Genomic DNA, 12,084 nt, shown 5'->3' on the forward strand with positions numbered 1-12,084 from the left:
CGGGCGACCCCCGTAGTCTGGGGGACATGGATGGAGCCCGCGAACATGAGGACGAGCACGGCGACCTGCTGTCGACCCTCGAAGTGATCGAGGCGCAGCCGCTGGCGACGCGTGCCGAGGCGTACGACACTCTGCACGACACGCTGGCCCGTCGCCTCGAGGCGACCCCCGGCACCGCCTCATGACGAGCCGCCTCGACGCCGCTCTCGCTGCCCGGGGCCTCGCGCGCTCGCGCACCCACGCCGCGACCCTCATCTCCGAAGGACTGGTCATGGTCGACGGGCGTCCGGCGGTCAAGGCCTCGACGCCGGTCGGCGACGATTCCCTGATCGAAGTGGCGGCGTCCGATCAGTACGTCAGCCGTGCTGCGCACAAGCTCATCGCGGGCCTCGACGCCTTCGAGGTCGACGTCCGCGGTCAGGTCGCGCTCGACATGGGCGCGTCCACCGGCGGCTTCACCCAAGTGCTGCGCGAGCGCGGCGCCGAGCCGGTGATCGCCGTGGATGTCGGTCACGGGCAGCTCGCAGCATCCGTCTCACAAGATCCCGGGGTCGTGTCGGTCGAGGGCTTCAACGTCCGCTACATGACGCCCGAAACCCTCGCCGCGGCGAGCGGCGTCTCCGAGGCGCCCTCCGTGATCACGGGCGATCTGTCCTTCATCTCGCTCACGCATGTGCTGCCCGCAGCGCGCGGTGTCGCAGCATCCGGGGCCGATCTCGTGGTGCTGATCAAGCCGCAGTTCGAAGTCGGGCGCACCGCCGTGAAGGGCGGCCTCGTGACCAACGCCGTGCTGCGCGCGGACGCCGTTGCGCGCGTGCTGTGGTCGGCGTGGGACGCGGGGCTCGGCACCTGCGGTGTCGTGCCCTCCCCGATCGCGGGAACGCACGGCAATTCCGAGTTCATCGCGCACCTCGCGCCGGGGCGGGGGAGCAATCCGACAGAATGGTTGAGCACCGTGAACCGACTGGCGGGGAGCCGATGAACGACGTCGACACACAGGCCGAGCGCAGCATCCTGGTGGTGGCGCACGCCCATCGCGCCGAGACCGTCGCTGCGGCCGAGCGGGTCGTCGCCGCGCTGCGCGCTGCCGGTGCGCGCCCTGTGCTCGCCCTCGACGACGGCGAGGACCTGGTGCAGGCGGGTCCTTCGCTGGCCGATGTCGCGGTGCTCGGTAGGGACGTGCCGGTGGCCGACATCGAGCTCGCCATCGTGCTCGGCGGCGACGGGACGATCCTCCGGGCGGCAGAGCTCGTCCGCGACGGCAGCGCGCCGATCCTCGGCATCAATATGGGCCACGTCGGCTTTCTCGCCGAGATCGAGCGCGACGACATGGACGAGGCCGTCCGCCGCGTCATCGCTCGGGAGTACGAGGTCGAAGAGCGCATGGCGCTGCAGATCCGGGTGAAGGACACCGGCGACTCGGTCATCTACGAGACGTGGGCGCTCAACGAGGCGACGGTCGAGAAGGCCAGCCGCGAGCGCCTGCTCGAGGTCGTCGTCGAGATCGACGGTCGTCCCCTGTCGACATTCGGCTGCGACGGCATGGTCGTGTCGACGCCCACGGGATCAACCGCGTACAACTTCTCTGCCGGCGGCCCGGTGATCTGGCCGACGGTCGAGGCGATCGCCGTGGTGCCGCTGTCAGCGCACGCGCTGTTCGCCAAACCTCTCGTCGTCGGGCCGGAGCACTCGGTGGCGATCGAGGTGCTCGAGCGCACCAACGGCACCGGCATCCTGTGGTGCGACGGACGCCGCTCGCACGACCTGCCGCCGGGTGCGCGCGTGGTGGTGCGGCGGTCCGACCGCCCGGTGCGCCTCGCGCGGCTGCACCCCGCCCAGTTCACCGACCGCCTTGTGCGCAAGTTCCGCCTGCCGGTGGAGGGGTGGCGCGGTCCGGCCGCGATCACCGGCGTCATGCCGACGCAGGCGAAACGGGCCACGGATGCTGCCACCTCCGCTGATCGGGAGTCCACCGCCGTCGGCAGCGAGGTCGCCCCGTGATCGAGGAGATGCGCCTGCGGGATCTCGGCGTGATCGCCGAGGCGACGCTGCCGATCGGAGCGGGATTCACGGCGATCACCGGTGAGACCGGCGCCGGCAAGACGATGGTCGTGACGGGACTCGGGCTGCTGCTCGGCCAGCGCGCCGACTCCGGCGCCGTGCGCGCCGGCGCCGCTCAGGCGACCGTCGACGGTGTGTGGATCGTCCCCGAGGACGGACCGGTCGCCGCGCGCGTGCGCGAGGCCGGTGGCGACGTCGAGCCGATCGGCGGTGGCCGCGCGGAGCTGTACATCGGCCGCTCGATCTCCAGTGAGGGCCGCGGGCGCGCCTCGGTCGGCGGGCGAGCCGCGCCGGCCGGCGTGCTCGCCGACCTCGCTGACGAGCTCGTGGTGGTTCACGGACAGTCCGACCAGCTCCGGCTGCGCTCCGCGGCCGCCCAGCGGGACGCACTCGACCGCTTCGGCGGCGAGCCCGTCCACACCGCGCGCGACGCGTACCGCCGCGCGTTCGAGCACTGGCGTGCGATCGACCGCGAGCTGTCGCAGCTCACCGACGATCGCGACGCGCGGGCGCGCGAGGCCGACGACCTCCGCGCGCAGCTCGCCGAGATCGAGCAGGCGGCACCCGAGTCCGGCGAGGACGCCGAGCTCGCGACCCGCGCCGAGCGTCTGGCGAACGCCGAGGAACTCCGCGTCGCTGCCGCGACCGCCCATGACGGACTGTCCGGCGACGGTGACGAACCCGACGCAGGGGCCTTGCTCGCGGAGGCGCGTCGCGCCCTCGAGCGGGTCCACGACCCCGTGCTCGCCGAACTCTCCGGGCAGCTCGCCGACGTCGGCTACCGCGTCGCCGACATCGCCGCGGCGCTCGCGGGCTACCTCGCCGACCTCGACGAGTCCGGTCCCCACGAGCTGGCCGCGGTCGAGGAGCGCCGCGCCGTGCTCGCCGGCCTGGTCCGCGCGCACGGCAGCCTGGACACCGCCATCGAGCTGCTCGACACCGGCTCCTCTCGGCTCGCCGAACTCGACGACGACTCCGATCGCATCGAGCGGCTGACGGCGGAGAGGGATGTCGCAGCTTCCGTCCTCGACGAGAGCGCCGGTGCGCTCACCGCGGCGCGCACAGACGCGGCCGCGCGGCTGGGAGCGGCGGTCACGACCGAGTTGCGGGCACTCGCGATGCCGGATGCTCGCCTGGAGGTCTCCGTCACGCCCGGCACGGAGTCCGCCTTCGGCCGCGACGACGTCGCCATCCTGCTCGCCCCGCACCCCGGCGCCGAGCCGCGAGCGGTGTCGCGTGGCGCGAGCGGCGGCGAGCTCAGCCGCGTCATGCTCGCGATCGAGGTCGTGATCGCGGCCGTCGACCCCGTGCCGACGTTCGTGTTCGACGAGGTGGATGCCGGGATCGGCGGCGCCGCCGCGATCGAAGTCGGCCGGCGTCTCGCGCGCCTCTCGGAGTCGTCCCAGGTCATCGCGGTCACCCATCTCGCGCAGGTGGCGGCCTTCGCGGCCAACCACCTGACCGTCGTGAAGGCGAACGACGGCTCGGTCACGGCATCCGATGTCCGTCGCCTGGACGGTGCCGATCGCGAGGCCGAGATGGCGCGCCTGCTGTCGGGCATGCCCGACTCCGATGCGGCGCTCACGCACGCACGCGAGTTGCTCAGCCTTCGCACCGAAGTCGACTGAGTACAGTGGCGGACTCCGCGTGTCCTCAGCTTCTGCGAAGCTCATCGAAACACTGCCTGATAGGATAAAAGCCCGTGATGCAGACTTCTGATTCTTTCCGCGGCGACACTTCGAACGACACCACCAAGCACATCTTCGTGACCGGTGGTGTCGTTTCCTCGTTGGGCAAGGGTCTCACCGCGGCGAGCCTCGGAAACCTCCTCACCGCGCGCGGTCTGCGCGTCGTGATGCAGAAGCTCGACCCGTATCTGAACGTCGACCCGGGCACGATGAACCCCTTCCAGCACGGCGAGGTCTTCGTCACCGACGACGGCGCCGAGACCGATCTCGACATCGGCCACTACGAGCGTTTCCTCGACATCGAGCTCAGCCAGGCCGCCAACGTGACCACCGGCCAGATCTATTCGCAGGTCATCGCGAAGGAGCGCCGCGGCGAGTACCTCGGCGACACGGTGCAGGTCATCCCGCACATCACCGACGAGATCAAGCGCCGCATGCGCCTGCAGGCCGACGAGACGCCGAAGCCCGACGTGATCATCACCGAGATCGGCGGCACCGTCGGCGACATCGAGTCGCAGCCGTTCATCGAGTCGGCCCGCCAGATCCGCCACGAGCTGGGCCGCAACAACGTCTTCTTCGTGCACGTCTCGCTCGTGCCGTTCATGGGCGCATCGGGGGAGCAGAAGACCAAGCCGACGCAGCACTCCGTCGCCGCTCTCCGCTCCATCGGCATCCAGCCCGACGCACTGGTGCTGCGCAGCGACCGCCCCGTCACCGAGTCGAACAAGCGCAAGATCGCGCTCATGTGCGACGTCGACGAGGGTGCTGTCGTGAACGCCGTCGACGTGCCGAGCATCTACGACATCCCCTCGCTGCTCAACGAGCAGGGCCTCGACGATTACATCGTCCGCGCGCTCGGCCTGTCCAAGGCCGCCGACGTCGACTGGTCGCGCTGGCAGCGCGTGCTGAACGCCGTGCACAACCCGAAGCACGAGGTGACGATCGGCCTCGTCGGCAAGTACATCGACCTCCCCGACGCGTACCTCTCGGTCACCGAGGCCCTCAAGGCGGGCGGATTCGCACAGGAGACGCACGTCAACATCCGCTGGATTCCCTCCGACGAGTGCGAGACGCCGGAAGGTGCCGCGAAGGCGCTCGGCCCGCTCGACGGCATCGTGATCCCGGGCGGCTTCGGCATCCGCGGCATCGAGGGCAAGATCGGCGCGCTGAAGTTCGCGCGCGAGCAGGGCATCCCGACCCTCGGCATCTGCCTCGGCCTGCAGTGCATCGTGATCGAGTACGCCCGTCACGTCGCGGGGATCGAGGATGCTTCGTCGAGCGAGTTCGACCCCGACACGCAGCATCCCGTCATCGCCACCATGGAGGAGCAGGTCGACATCCTCGACCACGGCGACCTGGGTGGCACGATGCGTCTCGGCCTGTACCCGGCCGACCTCGCGGAGGGCTCGATCGCGGCCGAGGTGTACGGCGCGGACCGCGCGTCGGAGCGCCACCGTCACCGCTACGAGGTGAACAACCGCTACCGCGACCAGATCGCGGAGGCGGGCCTGATGTTCTCGGGCATCAACCCCGATCTCAACCTCGTGGAGTACGTCGAGCTGCCGCGCGATGTGCACCCCTACTACATCGCGACGCAGGCGCACCCCGAACTGCGCTCGCGTCCCACGGACGCCAACCCGCTGTTCCGCGGTCTCGTCGGCGCGGCGCTCGAGCGGCACCGCGCGAGCGAGCTCTTCGACGTCGAGAACGACTGACGTGACGGAGGGACGGATGCCGCACCCCGGCGTGCCCGCGAAGGAACTCCTCGCCGACGAGCCTGTCGAGCCCACGGTCCTCGGCAGCGACCTGGTCTACCAGGGCCGGGTGTGGGATGTGCGCAGTGACACCGTCGCTTACGGCGACGGGCAGATCGTGCGCCAGTACGTGGATCATCCCGGCGCGGCCGCTGTCGTGGCGGTGGACGATGAGGGCCGGGTGCTGCTGATCCAGCAGTACCGGCACCCGATCCGCCACCGCGACTGGGAGATCCCAGCCGGCCTGCTGGACATCGCCGGCGAGACGCCGCTGGAGACCGCCCGGCGCGAGCTCGCCGAGGAGGTCGACCTCGTCGCCTCGTCGTGGGAGCCGTTGGTGAGCATCTTCACCACACCCGGCGGGAACGATGAGATCGTCCACCTGTTCCTCGCGCGCGGCCTGACCCCCGCGAACGAGGTGCACGCACGGGAGGACGAGGAGGCCGACATCCGTGCGGACTGGCTGCCGCTCGCCGACGCGGTGGCGGGGATCCTCGCGGGGCGTCTGCGCAACGGCATCCTCGCGGTGGGCGTGCTGGCCGCGGCCGAGCGCCTGCGCGCGGAGGAGAATCCGGGAGCCTGAGATCGCTCCGTCGTGCGCCGGCACTCCCGCCGGACGTGAGACCCTCGTGACAGGAGGCGGCTGACATGCAGATCGCTCGGGCGGTGGATTCCTACCTGCGCCACGTCGCGATCGAACGCGGCCTGTCGGAGAACACCGTCGCGGCGTACCGGCACGACCTCTCGGGCTACGCCGAGTGGCTGCGCGAGCAGCACATCGACGACACCGCCGCGGTCACGTCGGTCACGCTCGCGAGCTTCATCGCCGACCGCGCGGCCGCCCAGCCGCCGATGGCGGCGTCGTCGCTGGCGCGGCTGCAGTCGTCGGTGCGCGGGCTTCACCGCTTCCTCGCCCGCGAAGGCATCGAGCCCAGCGACCCGTCGTCGCACCTCCGCCCGCCCAAGCAGCCCCGACGGCTGCCCAAGGCGCTGACGATCGAGCAGGTGGAGAGCCTGTTGGATGCCTCTGGCCCGGCGCCGGCGACCGGGGCCGATGTGTCCGGCAGCGGGGGAGCGGCGGCGGGCGACCTGCTCGGCATGCGCGACCGCGCCCTGCTCGAGCTGCTGTACGCCACCGGCGCGCGCGTGTCGGAGATCGTGCAACTGGATGTCGACGACGCGGCGCGCGGCGACGTGCTCCGCGTCCGCGGCAAGGGCTCGAAGGAGCGCATCGTGCCGGTCGGCTCGTACGCGCGCGCGGCCGTGGACGCCTATCTCACCCGTGCGCGGCCCGAGCTCTCGCACCGCGGGCGGTCGACCCCGAAGCTCTTCCTCGGCGCCCGGGGAGCACCGCTGTCGCGGCAGAGCGCCTGGCTGATCATCCAGGCGGCGGCCGAGCGCGCCCACCTCACCGCGCACGTGTCGCCGCACACGCTGCGGCACTCGTTCGCGACCCACCTGCTGCAGGGCGGCGCCGACGTGCGCGTCGTGCAGGAGCTGCTGGGCCACGCCTCCGTGGCGACGACGCAGATCTACACCTATGTGTCGATCGACGCCCTCCGCGACGTGTACGCCACGTCGCATCCGCGCGCCCGCTGAGCCCCGCGCCCGCCGCGCCGCAGGCGTTCGCGGGCGCGGCGTGACTAGAATCGGTGGACACGAAGCACGTAGGCGGGAGCATTGGTGGCGGGCAAGGCACAGGCGGCGACGAAGGCCGCCACGGGGGACACGCCGATCGGACCCACCGGTCGTCCCTATCAGGGCTTCCCCACCCCGCCGAAGCTCGACGGTCACGGCCCCGCCCGCATCATCGCGCTGTGCAACCAGAAGGGCGGCGTCGGCAAGACGACGACCACCATCAACCTCGCGGCGGCCCTCGCCGGTTACGGCCGGAAGGTGCTCGCGGTCGACTTCGACCCGCAGGGTGCGCTGTCGGCGGGTCTCGGCATCCAGACCCACGAGATCCCGACGATCTACGACCTGCTGCTCGACGGCAAGCGCGACCCGCACGAGGTCACCGTGCACACGCGCGTCGAGAACCTCGACGTGATCCCCGCCAACATCGACCTGTCGGCCGCCGAGGTGCACCTGGTCAACGAGGTCGCGCGCGAGCAGACGCTGTCGAGGGCGCTGCGCAAGGTCACGGGCGACTACGACGTGATTCTCATCGACTGCCAGCCCTCGCTGGGCCTTCTGACGGTGAACGCCCTCACCGCGAGCCACGGTGTGGTCATCCCGCTCGAGTGCGAGTTCTTCGCCCTCCGCGGCGTCGCGATGCTCATCGAGACGATCGACAAGGTGCGCGACCGCCTCAACCCCACCATCACGCTCGACGGCGTGCTCGCCACGATGTACGACGCGCGCACGCTCCACTCGCGCGAGGTGCTCGAGCGTGTGGTCGACGCTTTCGGCGACGACGTGCTCGAGACCGTGATCGGCCGCACCGTCAAGTTCCCGGATGCGTCCGTCTCGGGCATGCCGATCACGGAGTTCGCGCCGGAGCACGCCGCCGCGCAGGCCTACCTGCGGCTGGCGCGGGAGCTGGTCGCCCGTGGCGCTGTCGCCTGACGCGTCGGCAGGCTCAACGACCGGGGAGGGGTTCCGGGTCGCGCTCTCGAACTTCGACGGACCGTTCGACCTCCTCCTGACCCTGATCTCGAAGCAGGAGCTCGACATCACCGAGGTGTCGCTGTCGCTCGTGACGAACGAGTTCATCGCATACCTGCGAGATCTGGGTGCGGGCGAGGAGCTGGACGAGGCATCCGAGTTCCTCGTCGTCGCCGCGACCCTGCTCGACATGAAGGTCGCAGGGCTCCTGCCGCAGGGCGAGCTCGTCGACGCCGAATCGGTCGCGCTCCTCGAGGCCCGAGATCTGCTGTTCGCGCGGCTGCTGCAATATCGCGCGTTCAAGGAGGTCTCGGCGTGGTTCGAGCGGTGCCTCCGCCGCGAGGCCGTGCGCCACACGCGCTCGGTGCGCCTGGAGGAGAAGTACCGCAACGCCGTGCCGGAACTCGTCTGGTCGCTCAGCGCCGACGACTTCGCGGCGCTCGCCCTGCTGGCCATGACGCCGAAGGAGATCCCGCGCATCGGGTTCGACCACCTGCACGCACCTCTGGTGAGCATCCGCGAGCAGGCCGCGATCGTGGTGACACTGCTGCGGGATGCCGGGGCCCTGACGTTCCGCGAGCTCATCGCGGGCGTCGGTCAGCCGGGTGTGGTGGTCGCTCGCTTCCTATCGGTGCTGGAGCTGTACCGCCATGCCGCCCTGTCGTTCGAACAACTCGAGCCGCTCGGCGAGCTGACCCTCCGCTGGAGCGCGCAGCGCTGGAGCGACGAGAACCTCGCCACCTTGGGAGCCGACTATGACCGATGATGCTTCGACACGCTCAGCAGCCGGGGGTGCCGCGCCCGCCGTCACGGTGACCGATGTGGCCCGGCGGCTCGAGGCGATCCTGCTGATCGTCGAGGAGCCGCAGAGCCTCGTGAGCCTCGCGGCCGCCGTCGGCGCACCGGTGCCCGCTGTGCGCCAGGCCATCGAGACGCTTGTCGACGACTACGACGGCAGGGCCGGCGGGCCTGTCCGCGGGTTCGAACTGCGCGAGGTGGGCGGCGGCTGGCGCCTCTACGTCCGTGAGGAGTTCGACGACCTCGTGAGCGAGTACGTCGGCGGCCAGGCGCCGTCGCGCCTTTCGCAGGCTGCGCTCGAGACCCTCGCGGTCATCGCGTACAAGCAGCCGGTGACCCGCAGTCAGGTCGCGTCGATCCGAGCCGTGAACGTCGACTCGGTCGTGCGCACGCTGCTCGCGCGCGGGCTCATCACCGAGCTGTTCGCCGATGCGGAGACCGGCGCCATCAACTACGGCACCACCGACGCGCTGCTCGTGCACCTGGGCATCAACTCCCTGGACGAGCTGCCCCACATCTCGCCGCTGCTCGACGGTGCCGATGAGGTCGGAGACAGCCGGAACGAAGGAGTGCGACGATGACCGGCGCCGAATCCACCGAGGGCGTGCGCCTGCAGAAGGTGCTCGCGAATGCGGGCGTCGCCTCGCGGCGCGTCGCCGAGAACCTCATCGTCGAGGGCCGTGTGCGCGTGAACGGGAACATCGTGACGGAGCTGGGCTCGCGCATCGACCCCGAGAAGGATCTCGTGGACATCGACGGCACGGCCGTCCAGCTCGACCAGTCCAAGCGCTACGTCATGCTCAACAAGCCGACCGGCGTCGTGAGCTCCATGAAGGACGACCGCGGTCGTCCCGACCTGCGCCGCTTCACGAAGGACTGGCCGGAGCGCCTGTACAACGTGGGGCGATTGGATGCCGACACCAGCGGCCTGCTCGTGCTCACGAACGACGGCGAGCTCGCACACGTGCTCGCGCACCCGTCGTTCGGTGTGACCAAGGTCTACATCGCCAAGGTCGACGGCCGCGTGACGCCGCAGACGATCCAGAGGCTCCTTCGGGGAGTCGACCTGGAGGACGGCCCGATCTCCGCCGACAAGGCGCGACTGCTGTCATCCTCGACCGAGGGGGGCGGCTCCCTTGTCGAGCTCACGCTCCACTCGGGGCGCAACCGCATCGTCCGCCGCATGATGGCTGAGGTGGGGCATCCCGTCGTCGAACTCGTGCGCCGGCAGTTCGGGCCGCTGCACCTGGGAACGCTGCCAGCCGGGCGCGCCCGCGAGTTGACTAAAGTGGAGCGGGGCGCTCTGCTGACTCTTTCGCGCCAAGCCGCAGGTCAACAGGAGGACAAGTGACAGCGACCTCCCTCGCTCCCCGCGTGCAGGGCACGGTGCGGATCGTCGGTGCAGGCCTCCTCGGGGCGAGCATCGGCCACGCGCTCAGCGCGCGCGGCGTCGATGTCGCGCTCGACGACACGTCGCCGTCCCAGCTGCGTCTCGCCATCGACTACGGTGCCGGCCGCCGCGCCGCGGACGACGATGAGCCGTCGCTCGTCGTCGTCGCCGTCCCGCCGGACGTCACGGCCGACGTCATCCAGCGTGAGCTCGAGCGCCACCCGTCCGCCGTGGTGACGGACGTCGCGAGCGTCAAGCTCGAACCGCTCCGCACGCTGCGCGAGCGCGGCGTCGACCTCACGCACTACATCGGCTCGCACCCGCTCGCGGGACGCGAGCGCGGGGGAGCGATCTCGGCCCGCGCCGACATCTTCGTCGGGCGTCCGTGGGTGGTGTGCCGCGACGAGGAGACGCCGTCCACCGACCTGGCGCTCGTCGAAGGCCTCGCTCTCGATCTCGGCGCTACGCCGATCGAGATGACCCCCGAAGACCACGACCGCGGCGTCGCGCTCGTCTCGCACGTCCCGCAGCTGGTCGCGAGCCTGCTCGCCGGACGCTTCGTCGACGCCCCCGACGGCTCTCTCCGGCTGGCCGGTCAGGGCGTGCGCGACACGACCCGCATCGCGGCCTCGGCCCCGGAGCTGTGGGTGCAGATCCTCGGTGCGAATGCGGCGCCCGTCGTCGACGTGCTCGATCAGGTCGCCGCCGACCTCGCCGCCGTCGCCGACGCCCTGCGCGAGCCCGACGCCCCGGGCGCCCGGCGCGCCGTCGCCGACACGATCCGCCGCGGCAACGACGGCGTCGAGCGCCTGCCGGGCAAGCACGGCCAGAACCGCCGCTTCGAGCAGGTCGTGGTGATGGTCGATGACACCGCCGGCCAGCTCGGGCGCCTCTTCGGCGAGCTCGGCGACCTCGACGTGAACGTGGAAGACCTGCGCCTGGAGCATTCGCCCGGCGCCCAGTTCGGCCTCGCCGAGATCAGTGTCGTCCCGAGCGCCGTGCGCCGGGCGATCGACGGTCTCGAGTCGCGAGGCTGGAAGATTGCGAGCACCACCAATGACTGATCCCGCGATCACGAAGCCGGGACCCGACCCCGTCGTCGTCGCGATCGACGGCCCTGCCGGCAGCGGCAAGTCCAGCGTTTCGAAGCAGGTGGCCCGCCGTCTCGGCTACGGCTACCTCGACACCGGCGCCGCCTACCGCGCCCTCGCATGGCACGCGCTCGAGCGCGGCATCGACACGTCGGACGCAGCGTCGGTCCTCGATGTCTCGGGGGATTTCGACTACGCGATCTCACTCGACCCCGACGCGTACTGGGTACGGGTCGGTCAGGCCGACGTGACCGACGCGATCCGCGAGCCCCGCGTGTCCGACGCCGTGAGCGGCGTCGCGCGCGTGCCCGCCGTGCGACGTTCGGTGAACGCGCTGTTCCGCGCGCTCGTGGCGCGCTCCGGGCGACCGGGTGTGGTCGTCGAGGGCCGCGACATCACGACGGTCGTCGCGCCCGACGCCCCGGTGCGCATCCTCCTCACGGCCGCGCCGGAGGTCCGCGCCGCGCGCCGCAGCGCCGAGCTGACGACGCACGATGCTGCGGCCGTCGCCGCCGCGCTCCATCAGCGCGACGCCTCCGACTCGGCCGTCGTCGACTTCCTCACCGCCGCGCCCGGCGTCGAGGTCGTCGACTCGACACCTCTCGATTTCGACCAGACCGTGGACGCCGTGCTCGGCGTGATCCGGGCCGCGCTGAGCGCGCCGGCGGTCGACCCACTGCAGACAGGAGCCTGAG

The 12,084-nt window shown here is 71.1% G+C and carries 13 protein-coding genes; all 13 read left to right on the forward strand.

The window, feature by feature from the left end:
- Window positions 1–26: 26 nt before the first annotated feature.
- The 13 genes from MRBLWH3_RS10465 (at window position 27) to cmk (ending at window position 12,083) form a co-directional block, all read left to right on the forward strand.
- Entirely contained in the window at window positions 27–185 is a 159-nt protein-coding gene (locus MRBLWH3_RS10465; RefSeq protein WP_363431436.1) for a hypothetical protein, read from the forward strand.
- Window positions 182–982 (forward strand): TlyA family RNA methyltransferase, encoded by an 801-nt coding sequence (locus MRBLWH3_RS10470; RefSeq protein WP_363431439.1) that lies wholly within the window; start codon window positions 182–184, stop codon window positions 980–982. Before MRBLWH3_RS10465 ends, MRBLWH3_RS10470 begins: the two co-directional genes overlap by 4 nt.
- A complete protein-coding gene (locus MRBLWH3_RS10475) occupies window positions 979–2,001 on the forward strand; it encodes an NAD kinase (protein ID WP_363431442.1) in 1,023 nt (340 codons plus the stop codon). The genes MRBLWH3_RS10470 and MRBLWH3_RS10475 overlap by 4 nt, the downstream gene beginning before the upstream one ends.
- Window positions 1,998–3,689 (forward strand): DNA repair protein RecN, encoded by a 1,692-nt coding sequence (gene recN, locus MRBLWH3_RS10480; protein WP_363431445.1) that lies wholly within the window; start codon window positions 1,998–2,000, stop codon window positions 3,687–3,689. Before MRBLWH3_RS10475 ends, recN begins: the two co-directional genes overlap by 4 nt.
- Window positions 3,690–3,766: 77 nt before the next feature.
- The gene (locus tag MRBLWH3_RS10485; protein WP_363435456.1) at window positions 3,767–5,464 is read left to right on the forward strand and encodes a CTP synthase; all 1,698 of its coding nucleotides are present in this window, start codon (window positions 3,767–3,769) and stop codon (window positions 5,462–5,464) included.
- Window positions 5,465–5,480: 16 nt separating this feature from the next.
- A complete protein-coding gene (locus MRBLWH3_RS10490; protein ID WP_363431447.1) occupies window positions 5,481–6,086 on the forward strand; it encodes an NUDIX hydrolase in 606 nt (201 codons plus the stop codon).
- 65 nt (window positions 6,087–6,151) lie between these two features.
- Window positions 6,152–7,102, forward strand: coding sequence for a site-specific tyrosine recombinase XerD (gene xerD / locus MRBLWH3_RS10495; protein ID WP_363431450.1), 951 nt, complete (start codon window positions 6,152–6,154; stop codon window positions 7,100–7,102).
- Between the two features lie 84 nt (window positions 7,103–7,186).
- Window positions 7,187–8,071 carry a ParA family protein gene (locus tag MRBLWH3_RS10500; protein WP_363431453.1) on the forward strand — a complete coding sequence of 295 codons (885 nt, stop codon included), beginning with the start codon at window positions 7,187–7,189 and terminating at the stop codon, window positions 8,069–8,071.
- A complete protein-coding gene (locus MRBLWH3_RS10505; RefSeq protein ID WP_363431456.1) occupies window positions 8,055–8,876 on the forward strand; it encodes a segregation and condensation protein A in 822 nt (273 codons plus the stop codon). The genes MRBLWH3_RS10500 and MRBLWH3_RS10505 overlap by 17 nt, the downstream gene beginning before the upstream one ends.
- Window positions 8,866–9,489, forward strand: coding sequence for an SMC-Scp complex subunit ScpB (gene scpB, locus MRBLWH3_RS10510; protein ID WP_363431458.1), 624 nt, complete (start codon window positions 8,866–8,868; stop codon window positions 9,487–9,489). The genes MRBLWH3_RS10505 and scpB overlap by 11 nt, the downstream gene beginning before the upstream one ends.
- The gene (locus MRBLWH3_RS10515; RefSeq protein WP_363431461.1) at window positions 9,486–10,259 is read left to right on the forward strand and encodes a pseudouridine synthase; all 774 of its coding nucleotides are present in this window, start codon (window positions 9,486–9,488) and stop codon (window positions 10,257–10,259) included. The genes scpB and MRBLWH3_RS10515 overlap by 4 nt, the downstream gene beginning before the upstream one ends.
- On the forward strand, window positions 10,256–11,362 hold the full coding sequence (locus MRBLWH3_RS10520; protein WP_363431464.1) for a prephenate dehydrogenase: 1,107 nt from the start codon (window positions 10,256–10,258) through the stop codon (window positions 11,360–11,362). The genes MRBLWH3_RS10515 and MRBLWH3_RS10520 overlap by 4 nt, the downstream gene beginning before the upstream one ends.
- A complete protein-coding gene (cmk, locus tag MRBLWH3_RS10525; RefSeq protein WP_363431467.1) occupies window positions 11,355–12,083 on the forward strand; it encodes a (d)CMP kinase in 729 nt (242 codons plus the stop codon). Before MRBLWH3_RS10520 ends, cmk begins: the two co-directional genes overlap by 8 nt.
- Window position 12,084 lies beyond the last annotated feature (1 nt).

The organism is Microbacterium sp. LWH3-1.2 (assembly GCF_040675855.1).
Lineage (GTDB): Bacteria > Actinomycetota > Actinomycetes > Actinomycetales > Microbacteriaceae > Microbacterium.